Raw genomic sequence first — 18925 nt, 5'->3', positions numbered from 1 at the left:
GGGGACAACGGGGGCACGGGGGCCTACGGGGGACACGGCTGCCCACGGAGGACACGGGGGACGCACGGCAGCGGGGCGTGGCGCGCCGGGCCGGGGCGAGGGTCCCGGCGCCGGCGGCGGCGCCGGTGCACCGGTCCGTTGTCAGTGGGGGGTGCCACCATCGAGACATGATCCAGGTCTGTCTCAACGGGCGGCGCGGAGCCGGGGATTCCGCGGCCGTGCCCATGTCCCCGGCCTCCATGGCCGAGTCGGCGGCCGGGGCCGTGGCGGCCGGCGCCGCCGACGTGCACGTGCACCCCAAGACGCCGTGCGGCCATGACTCGCTGTCAGCGCGCGTGCTGGAGCCCGTCCTCACCGCGATACGGGGCGCGGTGGACGTACCGGTCGGGGTGACCACGGGCGCGTGGGACGAGCCGGACCCGGTACGGCGGGTGGAGCGGGTGCGTTCCTGGACGGTGCTGCCCGACCACGCTTCGGTCAACTGGGACGAGCCCGGGGCCGAGGAGCTCGCGGCCACGCTGCTGGAGCGCGGGGTGGGCGTGGAGGCGGGCATCCGGTCGGGGACGGAGGCGGCACGCCGCTTCCTGGCCTCTCCCCTGGCGCCCCGCGTGACGCGGGTGCTGGCCGAGGTGGCGGACCCGGACCCCGCGACCGCTCTGTCCACGGCCCGGTCCCTGCTGGACGAGCTGGGCGCGGCCCACGGCGTACCGGTGCTGCTGCACGGCGAGGACGGCGGGGCGTGGCCCGTGGCGGGGCTGGCGATACGCCTGGGGCTGGACACCCGCATCGGCCTGGAGGACACCCTGCTCCTGCCGGACGGGCGGCCCGCCCGGTCCAACGCCCAGCTGGTGGAGGCGGTTCGGCGGCTGCAGCCGCGGCTGCCCGGAAGCGCGTGACGCTACCAGCCGGAAAACCGCTGGGCCAGCCGATTCGGCGCCGGAACAGTGGGCGGCGATGCGAAAACACCACTGAACGCACGACCCACCCCGAGGAGTCGCCGCCATGTCGACGCTGCGTGTCACCGCCGAGCTGCTGACCGTCCACGAGCATCCGAACGCCGACGCCCTGGAGCTGGCCCAAGTGGGCCTGTACCGGGCCGTCGTCGCCAAGGGCGCCTATCGCAGCGGCGACGCCGCCGTGTACATACCGGAGCAGGCCGTGCTGCCGCCCGAGCTCATAGCGGAGCTGGGGCTGACCGGGCGCCTGGCGGGCAAGGCGTCCGACCGCGTCAAGGCGGTGCGGCTGCGCGGGGAGCTGTCGCAGGGCATCGTGTGCCGGCCGCGCGCGCTCGCGGACGTGGACCTGGTGCGTGCCGCCGCCGAGGGGACGGACTTCGCGGAGCTGCTGGGCGTCACCAAGTGGGTGCCACCGGTGCCGACGACGATGGACGGCGAGGTGGAGGCGGCGCCCGACCTGCTGCCGTGGGTCGACATCGAGAACGTCCAGCGGTACCCGGACGTCTTCGAGCCGGGAGAACCGGTGGTGCTGACGGAGAAGGTCCACGGCACCGCCTGTCTGGTGACGTACGTCGCCGAGGACGAGCGGGTGTACGTCTCCTCGAAGGGATTCGGCGCCAAGGGGCTGGCGTTGAAGGAGGACCCCGGCAACCTGTACTGGCGGGCCGTGCGCGCGTACGACGTCCCGGCGGTCGCCGCGCGCCTCGCCGCCCGTCTCGGCGCCACGCGGGTCGGGATCTTCGGCGAGGTGTACGGCGCGGGGGTCCAGGACCTGGCGTACGGCGCGAACGGCCGCGCCGAGGAGGGCGTGGGGTACGCGGTCTTCGACGTGTCGGCCGAGATCGACGGCCGCGTGCGCTGGCTGGGCGCGGACGAGCTGCCGGCCGACGAGCTGCCGCTCGTACCGCGGCTGTACGCGGGGCCGTACGACATCGCGACCGTGCTGGAGCTGGCGACCGGCCGGGAGACGGTGTCGGGGCGGGAACTGCACCTGCGGGAGGGTGTGGTGATCCGGTCGGCCGTCGAGCGGTACAGCCCGGTCGTGGGCGGGCGGGCCATCGCGAAGGCGGTCAGCCCGGCGTACCTGATCCGGAAGGGCGGCACCGAATACGAGTGAGGTTTCTTGAGTCCCCTCTTGTCAACTTCGGAATGGCGCGCTATAGAAGGAGATGTAACGGTCAGCACCATCTGTGAGGACATGGAGCAGACAGAGGAGGGACCGATGATGCTGATGCGTACCGACCCCTTCCGTGAGCTCGACCGGCTCACCGAGCGGCTGATGGGCACCGCCGCGCACCCCGCGGCCATGCCGATGGACGCCTACCGCGAGGGAGACACCTTCGTCGTGCGGCTCGACCTCCCGGGGGTCACACCGGACGGCATCGACCTGGACGTCGAGCGGAACGTCCTCACCGTCCGGGCCGAGCGCCGTACGGCCCCGGAGGAGGGGGCCGAGATGGTGATCGCGGAGCGGCCGGCCGGCACCTTCAGCCGCCAGCTCTTCCTCGGCGAGACCCTGGACACCGACCGTATCGAGGCGTCGTACGACATGGGTGTCCTGACGCTGCGGATCCCGGTCGCCGAGCAGGCGAAGCCGCGCAAGATCTCCGTCAGCGGCGGCGGCGACCGCAAGGAGATCAGCGGCTGAGCCGGGCGGCGGCCACACCTCACCGTACGGGGGCGGTGGGCCCCTCCCGGCCCCACCGCCCCCGGCCCACCGGTCGAAAGGCCCAGGGAGAACCATGCGCATGCAGTGGGACGCGTTCCTGACGTCGGTGCAGGAACGCGGCGAATACCCGTCACGGCGGGAGGCCGACCGCGCCACCCGCGTCGTCCTCGCCCTGCTGGGCGCACACCTGGTCGGCAACGAGCGGGCCGAGCTGGCCGCCGGGCTGCCGGAGACGTGCGCCCTGGTCCTGCTCAACCCGCTCACCGCGGCGGAGCCCCTCAGCCCGGAGCGGTTCGTCCGTGCGACCGCCGCGTGGATAGAGGGCGCCACCGAGGAGACCGCCAAGTGGGACATCGGCGCCGTGCTGAGCGTCGTGGCCGACACGGCGGACGAGGACCTGATGCGGCGGGTCCTTCTCCAGCTGCCGCCGGGCTACGACCTACTCTTCGGTCGGCCCGGCATGACGGAGCGGGAGCCCGACGAGCAGCCGTACCAGGACCGGGCCGAGCAACCGGAGCGGTTCGCGGCTTCCGAGTAGGCGGCCCGCCCCGCGGTCCGGTCAGCCGCCCGATCCTCGGCCGCCCAATCCTCGGCCGTCCGCTTCGGACGTCCGCTTCAGTCGTCCGTTGCAGTCGTCCGTTGCGGCCGGCGCGGGCTTCGGGCGGGCGGCCTCGGGCATGAGGCGGGAGCCGGCCAGGCGCTCTCCGAAGACGTCGTCCGGGTTGGACAGCACGCACGTCTTCAGCGAGAGGCAGCCGCATCCGATGCAGTCGGTGAGGTGGTCGCGCAACCGGCTGAGCTGCTTGATGCGTTCGTCCAGCTCCGAGCGCCAGGCCTCGGAGAGGCGGGCCCAGTCCTCCCGGGTCGGCGTGCGCTCCTCGGGGAGTTCGGCGAGGGCGTCCCGGATCGTGGCGAGCGGGATGCCGACGCGTTGCGCGGCGCGGACGAAGGCCACACGGCGCAGCGCGTCCCTGCCGTACCGGCGCTGGTTGCCGCTGGTGCGCCGGCTGCTGATCAGGCCCTTGGACTCGTAGAAGTGCAGGGCGGACACGGCCGCGCCACTGCGCGCGGACAGCTGTCCGACCGTGAGCTCGTGGATCTTCTCTGGAATCTTCGGCACCCGTCGCACCCTACTGGCCGTGCCGGAGCGTCCGTTGACAGGAGCCCTCTCCCCCGACCATGCTGAGCAAGCGCTTAGACATCACAGTCAGGTCAGGGAGCTGGGACATGGCAGAGCCGAGGATCTTCACGTCCGCCGACGAGCTGCGCGCCGCGGTCGGCGAGCAGCTGGGCCACAGCGACTGGCTGGAGGTCGACCAGAAGCGGATCGACCTCTTCGCCGAGGCCACCGGCGACCACCAGTGGATCCATGTGGACCCGGAGCGGGCGGCGACCGGCCCGTTCGGCACGACCATCGCGCACGGCTACCTCACCCTGTCGCTGCTGCCGCTGTTCGTGCCGCAGGTCTTGCGGGTGGAGGGCGTGAAGATGGGCGTCAACTACGGGACCAACAAGGTCCGCTTCCCCGCCCCCGTGCCGGTCGGCTCGCGGCTGCGCGCGACCGCCGCGCTCCAGGGCGTCGAGGAGGCGGGCGGCGGCGTGCAGGTGACCGCGCTGGTGACGGTGGAGCGCGAGGGCGGCGACAAGCCGGTGTGCGTCGCCGAGTCGGTGTCCCGCTACTACTTCTGAGCCCGGGGCGCCCCCGGGGCCCCCACCATGCGCAGGACGAGGTCGGCGTAGAGCGCGCCGACCTCGTCGGGCGTCCGGCGCCCCGCGGTGTTGAACCAGCGGGCCACGTCGATGCAGAGCGAGAGCACGGCGAGGGTGGTGCCGGAGACGTCGGGCACGTCGAACTCACCCGCCGCCACGCCGTCGTTGATGATGCGGCGCACCACCGCGTCGCTCTTGCGGCGCAGCTCGTGGATCTCGGCGCGGTGCTCCTCGCTCAGCGAGTCGAGCTCGTACTGGACGACCCGGGCGGTGGTGCGCCGCCCGGCGTGCCAGCGGACGAAGGAGCGCACGGCGTCGGCGAGCCGCTCCGCGGCGGTGCCGGGGCCGCTCTCCGCGGCCTGGAGGATCTTCAGGGCCTTCACGTGGCCGATCCGGCTGATCCGGTGGAGCAGCTCTTCCTTCGTCTTGTAGTGGATGTAGAGCGCGGCCGGGCTCATCCCGGCGCGGCTCGCGATGTCACGCGTGGTGGTGGCGTGGTACCCGCGCTCGGCGAAGGCGTCGACGGCGGCGACCAGCAGCCTCCTGGCCGCCTCCGGTGTGACCTCGTCCCACGGCGTGTCCTCGCCGCCGGCCGTCTCCTCCGCCGTGCTCATCGCGTGCGCCCCTTCCATGACCTGCAGGACGAACACCATACCGCGACGGTGAGCAAGCGCTTAGAGCTGCGCGGCGCCCGGCGCCTCAGAGCTTCTGGAAGGGGTCGTGCTCGGCCAGGAGCTTCTCCAGGCGGGCCTGGTCGACGCGGCTGACGATCTGGCCGGCCTCCTGGCGGTCGCGTACGACCTTGGCCAGGGTGAAGGCGGAGGTGGTGAGGTACAGGACCGCGATGGCCAGGAAGGCGCGGACCCAGGCGTCGGCGTCCAGGTTGAAGATGCCGATGGCCACCGCGCCCAGGGCGAGCGCGAAGGAGGCCACGGCCTGGCCGTAGTAGGCGGCCGTGTTCTGCTGCTTGACCGGTGTGTCGCTCATGGCCACGAGCATGCGCCCGCCGGGGCCCGGGCCACATCCGCTCCCGTACTCAGAGGCGGTACTCAGGATCGGTACCCGGCAGCGGCGCTCAGAAGGCGGAGACGCCCGTCAGCGCCCGCCCGATGATGAGCTTCTGGATCTGGCTGGTGCCCTCGTAGAGCGTCATCACGCGCGCGTCGCGCAGCAGTTTGCCGACCGGGTACTCGTCGATGTAGCCGTAACCGCCGAAGACCTGGAGGGCGTTGTTGGCGCACCGTACGGCGGCCTCGGAGGCGAAGAGCTTCGCCTGGGAGGCGGCGGTGGCGAACCTCTCGCCCCGGTCGACGAGATCGGCCACCCGCCAGGTCAGCAGCCGGGCCGCGTCGACGTCCACGGCGATGTCGCTGATCAGTTCCTGCACGAGCTGGTACGAGGCGATCGGCTTGCCGAACTGCTCGCGCTCGCCCGCGTACCGCACGGCCGCGTCCAGCGCCGCCTGTGCGATGCCGACGCACCCGGCGGCGACCGACATGCGGCCCTTGGCGAGCGCCGACATCGCGATCGAGAAGCCCTTGCCCTCGGGGCCCAGGAGGGCGGAGGCGGGCACCCGCACGTCCTCCAGGACCAGCTCGGCGGTGGCCTGCCCGCGCAGGCCGAGCTTGCCGTGGACGGTGCGGCGGGTCAGGCCGGGGGTGTCGGCCGGTACGAGGAAGGCGGAGACGCCCCGGTGGCCGGGGGTGTCGTTGGTGCGGGCGAAGAGGAGCACCACATCGGCCCAGGTGCCGTTGGTGATGAACATCTTGCTGCCGTTGACGACGTAGTCCTCGCCGTCGCGCACCGCGCGGGTGGTGAGGCTTCCGGCGTCGGAGCCGGTGCCGGGTTCGGTGAGGCCGAAGCAGCCCAGGGCGTCCCCGGCGGTGAGGCGGGGCAGCCAGTGGCGCTTCTGCTCCTCGCTGCCCCAGGCGGCGATGGTCTTGGTGACCAGGCCGAGCGAGACCGAGACGATGCCGCGGACGGAGGAGTCGCCGCGCCCCAGCTCCTCGGTGACCAGGCAGTACGCGAGGTGGTCGCCGCCGCTGCCGCCGTACTCTTCGGGGATGGTGAGGCCGAGGAAGCCGACCTCGCCGAGCTTCTTCACGATCGACCGGTCGACGCTCTCGGCGCGGTCCCAGGCGACGACGTGCGGGGCGATCTCGCGCCGCACGAACTCCTCGGCGAGCTGCCGGACGGCCGCCTGCTCCTCGCTCAGCTCCAGGTCCACGGCGCGACACCCTCCCGTTAACTATCACTGCTAGTTTCTTTTCGGCAGGGCCTACTATGTGTCGCATGGCCCGACCGCGCAAGCCCCTCCTCAGCAGAGAACGCATCGTCACCGCGGCGCTCGCGCTCGTGGACGCGGAGGGCCTCGACGCGGTCTCGACCCGCCGCCTCGCCGCCGAACTCGGCGTCAGCGGACCCTCGCTCTACAACCACTTCCGCAACAAGGACGAGATCCTGGACGCGGTCGCCGACTCCGTCAGCGCCCAGATCGACCTGTCGATGTTCGACGAGGCCGACGGCCGCGACTGGCGTACGGCGCTGCACGACTGGGCGGTCTCCTACCGCGCCGCGCTCGCCGACCACCCGCACATCGTCCCCGTCCTCGCCCGCGGCCCCGGCCGCCGCCCGGCCGGCCTGCGCGTGGCCGACGCCGTCTTCGGCGCGATGGTCCGCGCGGGCTGGCCCCCGGCGCACGCCACCCACATCGGCGCGCTGATGCGGTACTTCATCACCGGCTCGGCCCTCGGCTCCTTCGCGCGCGGCTTCGTCGACGACGAGACGGCGTACGACCCCGCCGACTACCCGCACCTGGGCCAGGCGCACCTGCTCGCCGAGCACCAGAAGCAGGTCGACGAGGGCGCCTTCGAGACGGGGCTGCGGGCGCTGCTGGACGGGCTGGCGGTGCGGTACGAGTCCGTGAGCCGTGGGCACGCTTCGGCCGCCGCCGAACAGTAGGTGCCGCATCCTGGGGGCATGGCCCCCAGAGACCTCGCCGCGTTCGCGGCGCTCTTCGCCGATGAGACGCGTGCCGCCTTCTGCCTCGCCCTGCTCGACGGGCGGGCCTGGACCGCCGGGGAGTTGGCCCGGCACGCGCGGGTGGCGGCGTCGACCACCAGTGAGCACCTGGGGCGGCTCGTCGCGGGTGGGGTGCTCGTGGAGGAGCGGCAGGGGCGGCACCGGTACGTACGGCTGGCCGGGGAGCGGATCGCGCACCTGATCGAGGACCTGGCGGCGCAGGCGACGGCCGGGCGGGAGCCGCGGGCGCCGCGCTCGCTGCGGGCGGCGAGCGTGGACGGCGCCATGGCGCGGGGGCGCACATGTTACGACCACCTCGCCGGGAGGCTCGGCATCGCCGTCACCGAGGCCATGACCGTACGGGGGCTGCTGCGGCAGGACACGGGGTTCGCGCTCACCGACGCGGGGGTGGACTGGTTCCGCGCGAAGGGGATCCCGCTGGAGCCGAAGGGGCGGCGTCCGATGGCGCGCGGCTGCCTGGACTGGACGGAACGCAAGCCCCATCTGGCGGGAGTGGCGGGCGCGGCCCTGTGCCGGCACGCGCTCGACGCCGGCTGGTGCGTACGGATCGGGTCCGAGCGGGCCGTGAAGGTGACGGCGGACGGCGAGCGGGCGCTGCACGCGCTGCTCGGGATCGAGCCCGTGACACTTCGGTGAGCGCCGAACGGTTCCCGCCGTACGGTCGGCCCATGACCGACTCCCCGAAGTCACCGCTCCTTCCGCTCGCCGCCGCCGGTGTCACCGTCGTGCTCTGGGCCTCGGCCTTCGTGTCGATCCGCAGCGCCGGCGCCGCGTACTCCCCCGGCGCTCTCGCCCTGGGGCGGCTGCTCGCCGGCGCGCTCACCCTCGGGTGCGTGCTGCTGATCCGGCGTGAAGGGCTGCCGCCGCGCGCCGCCTGGCCCGGGATCCTGGTGTCGGGCCTGCTCTGGTTCGGCGTCTATATGGTGGTGCTCAACTGGGGCGAGCAGGAGGTCGACGCGGGCACCGCCGCGATGATCGTGAACATCGGGCCGATCCTGATCGCCCTGCTGGGCGCGCGTGTGCTGGGCGAGGCGCTGCCGCCGCGCCTGCTGGCCGGGATGGCGGTGTCGTTCGCGGGCGCGGTCGCCGTGGGCCTGTCCATGTCCGGCCGGACCGGCGCGGGGCACGCCTCCGTCCTCGGGGTGCTGCTGTGCCTGCTGGCGGCGGTCGGGTACGCGGCGGGGGTCGTGGCGCAGAAGCCGGCGCTGGCGCACGCGAGCGCCCTCCAGGCGACGGCGTACGGCTGCCTGACCGGCGCGGTGCTGTGCCTGCCGTTCGCCGGACAGCTCGTCGACGAGGCGGGCCGCGCGCCGCTGTCCGCCACGCTCAACATGCTCTACCTGGGCGTCTTCCCGACGGCGCTGGCGTTCACGACGTGGGCGTACGCGCTGGCCCGTACGACGGCGGGGCGGCTGGGCGCCACGACGTACGCCGTGCCCGCGCTGGTGGTGCTCATGTCGTGGCTGTTCCTCGACGAGCTGCCGGGGGCCCTGACGCTGGCCGGTGGCGCCCTGTGCCTCGCGGGTGTGGCGGTGTCGCGCTCCCGGCCGCGGCGCGCGGCGCGGCCGGGAGCTCCGAAACAGGAGCAGGAGCTGGGCTAGAACACGACCAGCGCCCGGCCGCCCTTGCCCGCGATCATGTTCTCGAAGGCGGCCGGGATGCCGTCCAGCCCGATCCGCTCGGTCACCAGGGCGCCCAGGTCGAGGCGCCCGGCCCGGATGTGCCCGGCGAGGAGGGGCAGGTCCTCGACGGGGTTGGAGTTGCCGTACACGCAGCCGGACAGGGTGCGGCCCCAGTGGAAGATCTCCAGGGCGTTGAAGGTGACCTGCTGGTCCTTGCCGCCGATGCCGACGACCGTGGTGCGGCCGCCGCGCCGGGTGGAGTCCCAGGCGGTACGGATGGCCGTGGCGCGACCGGCGCACTCGATGGCCACGTCGGCGCCGTGCCCGCCGGTGAGCTTGCGGATCTCCTTGGCGGTGGTCTCGGAGGCGACCACGTACTCCGTGGCGCCGGCCCGGCGGGCGAGCTCCTCCTTCTCCGGCGACACGTCGACGGCGATGAGGGGTCCCGCGCCCGCGATCCGGGCCGCCTGGAGGGTGGCGAGGCCCACGCCGCCGATGCCGAACACGACGACCGACTCGCCCGCGCGGACGCGGGCGGAGTGGTGGACCGCGCCCCAGCCGGTGAGGACCGCGCAGCCGAGCAGGGCGGCGTCGACGAGCGGGACGCCGTCCGGCACCGGCAGGACGCAGTTGGCCGCGACGACGGTCTCCTCGGCGAACGCGGCGACGTTCAGGCCCGGGTGGAGCTCCGTGCCGTCCTCGGTGACGGCGTAGACGCTGCCCGCGCCGGTGAGGGCGTCGGCGCACAGCCACACCTCGCCGAGCGAGCACGGGTGGCAGGAGCCGCAGGACGGCGCCCAGTTGAGGACGACGCCGTCGCCGGGGGCGACATGGGTGACGCCCTCGCCGACGGCCAGGACGGTCCCGGCGCCTTCGTGGCCGAGGACGGCGGGGACGGGCACGCGCATGGTGCCGTTGGACAGGGACAGGTCCGAGTGGCAGACACCGGCGGCGGCGAGGCGGACCCTCACCTGGCCGGGGCCGGGCTCGGGGAGCTCGATGCCGGTGATCTCCAGCGGAGCACCTATGGCGGGCAGGACGGCGGCGCGGACCACGATCTTCTTCTCCCGGGCGGTCAGAACTGGAGGGACTTGGTCTGGAGGTACTCGGCGAGGCCGTGGGTCCCGAGCTCGCGCCCGACGCCCGACTGCTTGTAGCCGCCGAAGGGGGCCAGCGGGTTGAACCGGCCGCCGTTGATGTCGACCTGGCCCGCCTCCATGCGGCGCGCGAAGGCGACGGCCTCCGCCTCGTCGCCGGCCCACACCGCACCCGCGAGGCCGTAGACCGTGCCGTTGGCGATGCGCAGGGCGTCCTCCTCGTCCTCGTACCGCAGGATCGACACGACGGGGCCGAAGATCTCCTCCTGGGCGATGGTCATCTCCGGGGTGACGTCCGCGAAGACGGTCGGGCTGACGTAGTAACCCCGGTCGAGGGGCGCGTCGGCGCCGCCCGTGACGAGCCGTGCGCCCTCCTCGACGCCCTTCTCGATGTAACCGCGCACGCGCTGGAGCTGCTTGGCGTTGACCATCGGCCCCAGCCGGTCGCCGGGGGTGTACTTGGCGACGGCCTCCGTCGCGATGGCGACGGCCTCGTCGTACTGGTCCTTGTGCACCAGGACGCGCGTGAGGGCGCTGCACCGCTGGCCGGAGTTGGACAGGGCGTTGGCGATGCCCACGGTCACCGCCTTGGCGAGGTCGGCGGAGGGCAGGATGACGTTGGCGGACTTGCCGCCGAGCTCCAGCGCGACCTTCTTGACGGCGGCGCCCGCGATGGCGCCGATCTTCCGGCCGACGGCGGTCGAGCCGGTGAAGGAGACCAGGTCCACCCCGTCGTGCTCGGCCAGGGCCTGGCCGGCGACCGGGCCGAGACCCGTCACCAGGTTGAACACCCCGGCGGGGAAACCGGCGTCGTGGACGGCCTCGGCGAAGAGCTGGGCGGTCAGGGGCGTGTCCTCGGCGGGCTTGAGGACGACGGTGCACCCGGCGGCCAGGGCGGGCGCCACCTTGGCGACGAGCTGGTGCAGCGGGTAGTTCCAGGGCGTGATCGCGCCCACCACACCGACCGGTTCGAGCAGCACGGTGGAGTTGCCCACCTTCTCCTCGAACGGGTACGAGGCCGCCATCTCGGCGTACGTGCCGGTGACCAGGACCGGCAGGCCGACGTGCACCTGCTGGGCGAGCTGCCGAGGGGCGCCGAGCTCGGCCGTCACGGTCTCGGCGATCTCCTCCGCGCGCGCGGTGAGCGCGTCGCGCAGGGCGGTGAGCCGGGCGGCCCGCTCGGCGGGCGCGGTCGCGGCCCAGGCCGGGAAGGCCGCGCGGGCGGCCCGTACCGCGGCGTCGACGTCCTCGGCCGTGCCGGCCGGGACATGGGCGATGACCTGCTCGTCCGCCGGGTTCACCACGGCGATGGTGTCGGTGCCGGCGGCGGGCCGCCACGTCCCGCCGATGTACATCCCGTCGTGGGCCTTCATCCGCTTCTCCTTGTGTGGGCTTGGGTGGGCCTTCGGAGCCGTGCCACTGGGTCGTCCACTGAGTCGTCCGGCACCAAACTAGCGGTGGTAGTTTTCTGGCGCCAGAGGATGCCGGACCGACCACATCACATCAGAAGTCCACGGAGGTGCGTTCGTCGAGGCGGGCCACCGACTCCTGGCCGAAGGCGAGCCGGTAGGCGTCGCGGATGCGCTCGATCCTCGGATCGCGGGCCTTGGCCTCCGCCACCGGGTACAGCAGGATCAGCTCGTACGACCGCTCCCGCTCGATCCGGCCGCTCGCGTCCCGCCACTGCCCGCGCCCGTCCTGCACGGTCAGCCCCTCCGGGAAGGCGGGCGTGACCTCGCGGTCGACGAACGCCGTGAACTGCTGGTCCGTGACGTCCGGGCCGCCGTCGGGCCGCTCGGTCCCGAAGAGCAGGCGCGTCTCCAGATAGGCCGCGCCCCGGGCGGTGGCCGCGCCACCGGTGTCGCGCCCGCCGAGGGTGTCGAGGTTCGCGTACGCGGCGGGGGCGCCGGCCGCGAGCAGGACGGTCGCCGTGGTGACGGCCAGGCGGGCGCGGGTGCGGGTGGCGGCGGCGAGGATCGGCATGGCGGGCCCTTTCGTACGAGGGGGGCGAGCGCCGATCACTCTGGCAGTCCACCGTCGCGCGATCCGGCCGAAACTCCGAACTCGACCGGATCCGCGCGTCGGTGGCGGCTCTACGCCTCCCGGTGCGTCACCCGCCCCGCCGCGACCGTGAGCCGGATCGGCGCCTCGGCGACCTCGTCGGCCGGCGCCTCCACCGGGTCCACCGCGAACGCCGTCAGGTCGGCGCGCAGGCCCGGCGCGACGCGGCCCGCCACGGACTGCTCGCCCGCCGCGACCGCCGCGTGCGTGGTGCACCCCTCCAGGGCCATCAGCCCGGTCAGCCCCCGGCCCGCCGAAGCGGCCCCGCGCGGCGCGCGGGCGGTGGCGAGTACCTGCCGGGCGTCGTAGTGGGCGATCGGCCAGTCCGAGCCGAGCGCGAGGTAGGCCCCCACGTCCCGCAGGTCGCGGCAGCGCCAGGCGCGCGACGCCCGCTCGTCGCCGAGGCGCCTGGACCACTCGTCGGTGTGGTCGGCGCGCGTGTACGCGGTGTGCGGCGGCTGCATGGAGGCGATGACGCCGAGGTCGGCGAAGCGGGCGAGCTGATCGGCGGGGAGCGTCTCGATGTGCTCGATCCGGTGCCTGAGGCGCCCGCTCTCCCCCAGAGCCTCGACGGTGTCGAGGACGTGCCGTACGGCGGCGTCACCGATCGCGTGGGTGGCGGTCCGTACGCCCGCCGCGTGGAGCCGGCGTACGGCGGCGCTGTACGCGGCCGGGTCCGGCCAGAAGGCGTCCGTGCCCTGGCCGTGGCAGTCGGCGTGCTCCAGCCAGGCCGTACCGCCCTCGACGGTGCCGTCCATGAAGAACTTCACGCCGCCGACGAGCCAGTCCCTCCCGCGCAGCCGCTGCAGGGCCACGAGCTCGTCCAGCGCCTCCTCGTCGGCGCCGGGCATGCACCACGGGGCCAGCCGCAGCCGTAGCGGCAGGTCGGTCGCCTCCTCGACGGAGGCCAGCAGTTCCGGTACGTCGCCGTCGCCGAGGTCCATGACGTGGGCACCGGTCAGGCCGGTCGCGGCCATGGCGGACAGCAGCTCGACGAGCCGGGCGCGCCGCTCGGCCCGGGAGGGCTTCGGCACCACCGCGGTGACCAGCGCCATGGCGGCGTGCTCGATCAGATGGCCGGTGGGCCGCCCGTCCGCGTCGCACACGATCTCGGAGCGCTGGTCGAACGAGCGGGGCCCGTCGATGCCCGCGGCCCGCAGCGCGGCCCCGTTGGCGAGCGCGGAGTGGCCGTCGTACAGGCGGATGAAGACGGGGACGCCGGGCAACGCCTCCTCGATGAGCGCCCGGTCGACGCGGCGGCCGCCGAAGGTGTTGTGGTCGAGGCCGTACGCGACGACCCAGCCGCCGGTGCGCTCGGCGCCGCGCAGCGCCGCCCGCAGTCCGTCCAGGTCGGTGACGGCGGAGAGGTCGAGTCCGGTCGCCATCTCCAGGCCCCAGACGGGGTGGCTGTGGGAGTCGGTGAGGCCGGGGGTGACGGTGGCTCCGGCGAGGTCGACGGTCTCGGTGCCGGGGCCGGTCCACTCCGGTACGTCGGCGGCGTCGCCGACGGCGGCGATGAGGCCGTCCCGTACGGCCACGGCGGTGGCGTGCGGACGGGTGGGGTCGAGGGTGCGGACCCGGGCGCCGGTGAGGACGAGGTCGGCTGCGGTCACGTGCGTACTCCCTGCTCGATGTCGGTGGTGTCCGCCGGGTCGGTGGTGTCCGCCGGGTCGGTGGTGTCCGCCGGGTCTTCCGGCTCCTCGGCGAAGCGCGCGTACACCTCCGGGCGGGTGCGCCGCAGCCGGAAGGCGAGCAGCACACCGAGGACGAAGACGGCCGGTACGAGCGCGACCAGGATGGTGTTGACGGTGGTGGAGGCCCCGGTGAACACGTCGATCTTCGAGACGACCAGTCCGATCGCGGCGGTGAGCAGCACGGCTGCGGCGACGGGCGCGACCACCGTCCGTACGACGCCCTCGGTGTGGCGGACGCGGCGGAAGTAGAAGGGGATGGCGAGGGCGGCGAGCAGCTGGAGCGCCATCAGGCCGAGGCCGCCGGGGGTGTTGAGCCACAGCAGGAGCTGGGTGTACGGGTCGGCTCCGGCGAGCGCGAAGGCGAGGACCAGGGCCAGGCCGAGGATGGTCTGGGCGGCGCCGACGACGTACGGCGAGCGGTGGCGCGGCTGCACCGTGGCGAAGGCGCGGGGCAGGACGCCCTCCTCGGCGAGGGCGAGGCCGTAGCGGTTGATGGCGTTGTGGAAGGCCAGCAGCGAGGCGAGGATGCTGGTCACGATGAAGACGTGCATCAGGTCCGCGGCCCAGCCGCCCACGAAGGTGGTGATGGCGGCGAAGAACAGCCCGCCGGGGTCGTCGCCCGCCGCCTCGACGACCTGCGCGTCGCCGAAGGCCTGGATCACGGTCCAGACGATGAAGGCGTAGAAGAGCCCGAGGAAGCACACGGCGATGTACGTCGCCCGGGGGATGGTGCGGCCGGGGTCGCGGGCCTCGCGGCGGTAGATCACCGTGGACTCGAAGCCGGTGAAGGCGGTGAACGCGAAGGCGAGGACGGCGGCCGTGCCGGGCACCAGGAAGCTGTCGGGCGCGAAGGACGCGAGCGAGAGCCCGTGCGCGCCCCCCTTGAGGAGTACGCCGCCCGCGAGGAGGACGAGTATGCCGGTCTCGGCGACGAGCAGGACGCCGAGGACCTTGGCGCCGAAGTCGATGGAGCGGTAGCCGCCGTACCAGATGAGCAGCAGCCCGGCGAGGGAGACCGGCAGCCAGGGGACGTCGACGCCCCACAGGGCGTGGGCGGTGTCGGCGGTGGCGGTGCCGAGGAGCCCGTAGACCCCGATCTCCATGCCGTTGTAGCCGATCAGGGCGAGGAGGGCGGCGCCGACGCCGGCGGGTTTGCCGAGGCCCTGGGTGATGTACGCGTAGAAGGCGCCGCCGCTGCGGACGTGGCGGCTCATGGTGGTGAAGCCGACGGCGAAGACCGCGAGGGTGACGCCGGCGATCAGGTACCCGACGGGGGCGCCGATCCCGCCGAGCACGATGGCGATGGGCGCGACGCCCGCCATGACGGTGAGCGGGGCGGCGGCGGAGATGACGAAGAAGGCGATGTCGGAGGTTCCGAGCGTGCCGGTACGGAGCCGGACGGCGGGCGACGCGGGCCCGCCGGCTCTCTCCGGGGACGCCTGGTCGGAGGTCACGGACATGGGTGTGCTGAGCCCTTCTGCGTACGGGAGCGGGGGCTACGGCCTGGGGGAACCGGAAACCTAAAGGCTTTCGGTTGCGGCAATGTAGCCTCCGTGGGGGCATCCGGGAAGACCTCACGAAGGGGACGCGACGATGGGACGGCCGCGCACGCCACTGCTCGACCGGGCGCGCATCACCACGACGGCGCTCGAACTGGTGGCGGAGCAAGGGGAGTTCAGCGTTCCGCAGATCGCCCGGCGGCTCGGGGTGCAGACGGCCTCGGTGTACCACCATGTGGACGGCCGGGACGGCATCGTCGAACTGATGCGTGAGCGGGTGTGCGCGGCCGTCGACACGGCGACCCTCGAAGCGGCCCCGTGGGACGAGGCCCTGATCGCCTGGGCCCGCTCCTACCGCGCCGCCTTCGCCGCGCACCCGCGCGTCATCCCGCTGCTCATGACGTCACCGGTGCGCGCGCCCAAGGTGCTGGAGCAGTACGAACAGGCCGTCGGGCTGCTGCTGGGCGCGGGCTTCGCGGCGGAGGACGTCATGCCGCTGCTGACCGGCCTGGAGAACCTGGTCCTGGGCTCGGCGCTCGACCTGACGGCGCCCGAGGCGATGTGGGAGCTGCCCGACGAGACGAGCACGCCCCGGCTGGCGCTCGCCCTGGCGGCGGTGGGCCCGGGGCGCGCCGAGGCGGCCTTCGAGGCGGCGCTGGAGGGGCTGGTGGCGCACTGCCGGAGGGTGCTGGCGGTGACGAAGGCGGGGGCCGCGGAGGCGGGCGGGGCCTAGGGCAAGGCTCGGGAGCCTGACGGGGCCTGGGAGCCGCGGGAGCTCGGCCAGCCTGACGGGGCCTGGGAGCCGCGGGAGCTCGGCCAGCCCTGACGGGGCCCAGGATCCGCGCGGTGCCCGGGGTCCGCGCGGGCCTCAGCGGGACGGTTGACCCACGCCGCGGCGGCGGGCGGCCCGTGCCGGTTCGCCCCCCGCCGGTTCGCCCCCCGCCGCGCCGGGCTGCCGCCCGACCCGTACCCCCAGGGCCGCCGCCACCAGCAGCAGCCCGCCGAGCACCACGAACGGCGCGGCCGGGCCCGCCGCGCCCGCCACCAGGCCCGCCGAGGCGGGCGCGGCGACCTGGCCGAGGCGGTTGCCGGTCAGGCGCAGGGCCAGCGCGGTGGACCGGGCCCGGTCGGGGGCGGCCCGCACCACGGTCGTCATGGACAGCGGCTGGCCCACGCCGAGGCAGAAGCCCAGCACCGCCAGCATCGGCGCGAGCACGGAGACCGGGACGGGCAGCGCGATCGCGGCGCACAGCAGCCCGGCGAGCAGACAGGTGACGGTCAGCAGCACCGTGCGGCCCAGCAGCCGGATCATCGGCGTCATGACCAGGCGGCAGGCGATCGTGGCGGCGGCGCGCAGGCTCAGCAGCAGCCCGATGGTGGCGGGGGCGATGGAGCGGTGCTCTCCGATGACCGGGAGGTAGGCGGTGAGGATGTCCGTCGCGGACAGGACGGCGAGGCTGATGAAGATCCCGGCGGGCACGCCGCGCGCCCGCAGGATCCGGCGCACGGGAACCTTGTCCGCCGCCGCACGCGCCCCCGGCCGTTCCGTACGGTCCGTACGGTGCTCGATGCGCCACAGCGACGCCAGCGACACGGCTCCGACGGCCGCCGACACGACGAGGGCGAGGGCGCTCGTGCGGCCCAGGGCGCCGTCCTCGCCGGAGATCAGCAGGCCCGCGGCGACCGGCCCGATGAGCTGGCCCAGCGAGGCGCCGATGGTGAAGTACCCGAAGTTCCGGTCCTGTTCGGTGGCGGCGGGCGGGGACTGGCGGGCGACGATCGACTGGGCGCCGATGACGAAGCACAGGTGCCCGAGCCCCATGACGCCGCTCCACGCCGCCATCGCGGGCAGGGACCCCGCCGTACCGCTCAGCGCGCAGCCGCCCGCTATCAGCACCACCCCGGCGGGCAGCAGCGGCGCGCACCGCCCCCGGTCGGTCCTGCGCCCGAGCGGTACGGCCGCGAAGAGCGGCAGCAGGGCGTACACGCCCGCGATGACGCCGACCGCGCGCTCGTCCGCGCCCAGGGAGAGGGCGCGGTACGAGACGGCGGGCCGCGCCATCGACACCGCCGCCTGCGCGAAGCCGAAGGCGATGACGAGGCGCAGCAGCCAGTACCGGTGGGGCCGCGTGGGCTGGCGCGGCATCAGATGATGCCGAAGAGGATCCCGGCGCCGAGCACCACCAGCGAGGTGAGCGCGGCCCACTTCACGGTGAAGCGGGTGTGGTCGCCGAACTCGACCTTCGCCATGCCGACCAGGACGTACACCGCCGGCACCAGCGGGCTCGACATGTGCAGGGCCTGGCCGACGAGCGAGGCGCGGGCGATCTCCAGCGGCGACACGCCGTGCGCGGCACCGGCCTCGGCGAGGACCGGCAGGACGCCGAAGTAGAAGCCGTCGTTCGACATGAAGTACGTGAGCGGGAGGCTGAGCAGGCCGGTGACGAGGGCCATGTGCGGGCCCATGCCCTCGGGGATGGCGCCGACGAGCCAGTCGGCCATGTGCTTGACCATGCCGGTGCCGGTGAGGACGCCGGTGAAGACGGCCGCGGCGAAGACCATCCCGGAGACGTTGAGAACGTTGTCGGCGTGGGCGGCGATGCGGGCCTTCTGGTCGGGCATGTGGGGGAAGTTGACCGTGAGGGCGAGGGCCGCGCCGATGAGGAAGAGCACCGGGATCGGCAGCAGCTCCATGATCATGGCGGCGAGGAGCGCCACCGTGAGGGCCGCGTTGAACCAGTACAGCTTCGGGCGGAGGGTGGGCCGGTTCGGGTCGAGGCCCTGGAAGCCGCCCTCGGCCTGCGGCCCGGTCTCCGGCAGGTCGGCGCCGCCGACGGCGGCCGTCGTGGGCCGGCCCTCTCCGCCGCCGGTGGCGACCAGCACCGTCTCGGCCTGCGGCTCCAGCGCCTCGTCCAGCGTCAGGTAGCCCAGCCGCTTGCGCTCGCGCCGCCCGAGGACGTACGCCAGGGCGAAGACGAAGAGCAGGCCGACGCCGAGGGCCGGGATCATCGGTACGAAGATGTCGCCGGCGTCCAGCTTGAGGGCGGTGGCGGCGCGGGCGGTGGGGCCGCCCCAGGGGAGGGTGTTCATGACGCCGTTGGCGGTGGCGGCGATACCGGTCATGACGACGAGGCTCATCTTCAGGCGCTTGTAGAGCGGGTACATCGCCGAGACCGTGATCATGAAGGTGGTGGAGCCGTCGCCGTCGAGCGACACGATCGCGGCGAGCACCGCCGTGCCGACCACCACGCGCATCGGGTCGGCCTTGCAGAAGCGCAGGATGCCCCGGACGATCGGGTCGAAGAGGCCGACGTCGATCATCACGCCGAAGTAGACGATGGCGAACATCAGCATCGCGGCGGTGGGCGCGAGGTTGCCGACCCCTTCGATGACGTAGTCGCCGAGCTGCGCGCCTTGTCCGACGAGGACGCAGAAGAGTGCGGGGATGAGGACGAGCGCCGCGATCGGCGACATCTTCTTCAGCATGATCAGGACCAGGAAGGTCGCGATCATGGCGAAGCCGAGGATTGTCAGCATGGAGGACACCTAACGTTCACCCTTGAACTCCACCGGGG

General features: G+C 73.6%; 20 protein-coding genes. 9 read left to right on the top strand and 11 right to left on the bottom strand.

Annotated features, from left to right (window positions below):
- The first annotated feature begins 167 nt into the window (after positions 1–167).
- From AB0A69_RS17690 to AB0A69_RS17675, 4 genes are all read left to right on the top strand, one after another.
- Positions 168–896 (top strand): 3-keto-5-aminohexanoate cleavage protein, encoded by a 729-nt coding sequence (locus tag AB0A69_RS17690; protein WP_361422002.1) that lies wholly within the window; start codon positions 168–170, stop codon positions 894–896.
- Positions 897–1002: 106 nt separating this feature from the next.
- Positions 1003–2073, top strand: coding sequence for an RNA ligase (ATP) (locus tag AB0A69_RS17685; RefSeq protein WP_361421999.1), 1071 nt, complete (start codon positions 1003–1005; stop codon positions 2071–2073).
- 105 nt (positions 2074–2178) lie between these two features.
- Positions 2179–2604, top strand: a complete 426-nt coding sequence (locus AB0A69_RS17680) for an Hsp20/alpha crystallin family protein (RefSeq protein ID WP_361422472.1) — start codon at positions 2179–2181, stop codon at positions 2602–2604.
- Positions 2605–2698: 94 nt separating this feature from the next.
- The gene (locus tag AB0A69_RS17675; protein WP_361421996.1) at positions 2699–3163 is read left to right on the top strand and encodes a DUF2267 domain-containing protein; all 465 of its coding nucleotides are present in this window, start codon (positions 2699–2701) and stop codon (positions 3161–3163) included.
- 21 nt (positions 3164–3184) lie between these two features.
- On the opposite strand, the gene soxR is transcribed toward AB0A69_RS17675, so the two are convergent.
- The gene (gene soxR / locus AB0A69_RS17670) at positions 3185–3745 is read right to left on the bottom strand and encodes a redox-sensitive transcriptional activator SoxR (RefSeq protein ID WP_361421993.1); all 561 of its coding nucleotides are present in this window, start codon (positions 3743–3745) and stop codon (positions 3185–3187) included.
- Between the two features lie 107 nt (positions 3746–3852).
- On the opposite strand from soxR, the gene AB0A69_RS17665 reads away from it, so the two are divergent.
- Entirely contained in the window at positions 3853–4314 is a 462-nt protein-coding gene (locus AB0A69_RS17665) for a MaoC family dehydratase (RefSeq protein WP_361421990.1), read from the top strand.
- Here AB0A69_RS17665 and AB0A69_RS17660 read toward each other — a convergent pair.
- From AB0A69_RS17660 to AB0A69_RS17650, 3 genes are all read right to left on the bottom strand, one after another.
- A complete protein-coding gene (locus AB0A69_RS17660) occupies positions 4305–4949 on the bottom strand; it encodes a TetR/AcrR family transcriptional regulator (protein ID WP_361422469.1) in 645 nt (214 codons plus the stop codon). The genes AB0A69_RS17665 and AB0A69_RS17660 overlap by 10 nt on opposite strands.
- Before the next feature lie 85 nt (positions 4950–5034).
- The gene (locus tag AB0A69_RS17655; protein WP_361421987.1) at positions 5035–5322 is read right to left on the bottom strand and encodes a YiaA/YiaB family inner membrane protein; all 288 of its coding nucleotides are present in this window, start codon (positions 5320–5322) and stop codon (positions 5035–5037) included.
- Positions 5323–5410: 88 nt separating this feature from the next.
- The gene (locus tag AB0A69_RS17650) at positions 5411–6562 is read right to left on the bottom strand and encodes an acyl-CoA dehydrogenase family protein (protein WP_361421984.1); all 1152 of its coding nucleotides are present in this window, start codon (positions 6560–6562) and stop codon (positions 5411–5413) included.
- A 65-nt stretch (positions 6563–6627) separates the two neighbouring features.
- Here AB0A69_RS17650 and AB0A69_RS17645 point away from each other — a divergent pair, with 65 nt between their 5' ends.
- From AB0A69_RS17645 to AB0A69_RS17635, 3 genes are read left to right on the top strand one after another with little or no spacing between them, the layout of a single operon-like run.
- Positions 6628–7296 (top strand): TetR/AcrR family transcriptional regulator C-terminal domain-containing protein, encoded by a 669-nt coding sequence (locus tag AB0A69_RS17645; protein WP_361421981.1) that lies wholly within the window; start codon positions 6628–6630, stop codon positions 7294–7296.
- Positions 7297–7314: 18 nt separating this feature from the next.
- Positions 7315–8013, top strand: coding sequence for a helix-turn-helix domain-containing protein (locus AB0A69_RS17640; protein ID WP_361421978.1), 699 nt, complete (start codon positions 7315–7317; stop codon positions 8011–8013).
- 32 nt (positions 8014–8045) lie between these two features.
- The gene (locus AB0A69_RS17635) at positions 8046–8978 is read left to right on the top strand and encodes a DMT family transporter (protein ID WP_361421975.1); all 933 of its coding nucleotides are present in this window, start codon (positions 8046–8048) and stop codon (positions 8976–8978) included.
- Here the strand turns inward: AB0A69_RS17635 and AB0A69_RS17630 are convergent.
- The 5 genes from AB0A69_RS17630 to AB0A69_RS17610 all read right to left on the bottom strand — a co-directional run bounded on the left by AB0A69_RS17630 (position 8975) and on the right by AB0A69_RS17610 (position 15311).
- Complete coding sequence (locus AB0A69_RS17630; protein ID WP_361421972.1) at positions 8975–10054, bottom strand: Zn-dependent alcohol dehydrogenase; 1080 nt, start codon at positions 10052–10054, stop codon at positions 8975–8977. The two genes, AB0A69_RS17635 and AB0A69_RS17630, sit on opposite strands and share 4 nt — an antisense overlap.
- A 20-nt stretch (positions 10055–10074) precedes the next feature.
- Entirely contained in the window at positions 10075–11469 is a 1395-nt protein-coding gene (locus AB0A69_RS17625) for an aldehyde dehydrogenase family protein (protein ID WP_361421969.1), read from the bottom strand.
- Positions 11470–11599: 130 nt separating this feature from the next.
- Positions 11600–12079: a DUF3574 domain-containing protein gene (locus AB0A69_RS17620; RefSeq protein ID WP_361421966.1), complete on the bottom strand. Its 480-nt coding sequence runs from the start codon at positions 12077–12079 to the stop codon at positions 11600–11602.
- A 110-nt stretch (positions 12080–12189) separates the two neighbouring features.
- Positions 12190–13770, bottom strand: coding sequence for an amidohydrolase (locus AB0A69_RS17615; protein WP_361421963.1), 1581 nt, complete (start codon positions 13768–13770; stop codon positions 12190–12192).
- Positions 13767–15311 (bottom strand): APC family permease, encoded by a 1545-nt coding sequence (locus AB0A69_RS17610; RefSeq protein WP_361421960.1) that lies wholly within the window; start codon positions 15309–15311, stop codon positions 13767–13769. Before AB0A69_RS17610 ends, AB0A69_RS17615 begins: the two co-directional genes overlap by 4 nt.
- 133 nt (positions 15312–15444) lie before the next feature.
- On the opposite strand from AB0A69_RS17610, the gene AB0A69_RS17605 reads away from it, so the two are divergent.
- A complete protein-coding gene (locus AB0A69_RS17605) occupies positions 15445–16083 on the top strand; it encodes a TetR/AcrR family transcriptional regulator (RefSeq protein ID WP_361421957.1) in 639 nt (212 codons plus the stop codon).
- A 135-nt stretch (positions 16084–16218) separates the two neighbouring features.
- Here AB0A69_RS17605 and AB0A69_RS17600 read toward each other — a convergent pair whose 3' ends face one another.
- Positions 16219–17496: an MFS transporter gene (locus AB0A69_RS17600; protein WP_361421954.1), complete on the bottom strand. Its 1278-nt coding sequence runs from the start codon at positions 17494–17496 to the stop codon at positions 16219–16221.
- Complete coding sequence (locus AB0A69_RS17595) at positions 17496–18887, bottom strand: CitMHS family transporter (protein WP_361421951.1); 1392 nt, start codon at positions 18885–18887, stop codon at positions 17496–17498. The genes AB0A69_RS17600 and AB0A69_RS17595 overlap by 1 nt, the downstream gene beginning before the upstream one ends.
- Between the last annotated feature and the right edge of the window lie 38 nt (positions 18888–18925).

The sequence above is a fragment of the Streptomyces sp. NPDC045431 genome (genome assembly GCF_040646655.1).
Taxonomy (GTDB): Bacteria; Actinomycetota; Actinomycetes; order Streptomycetales; family Streptomycetaceae; genus Streptomyces.
This window is presented reverse-complemented; position numbering and strand designations above follow the sequence as displayed.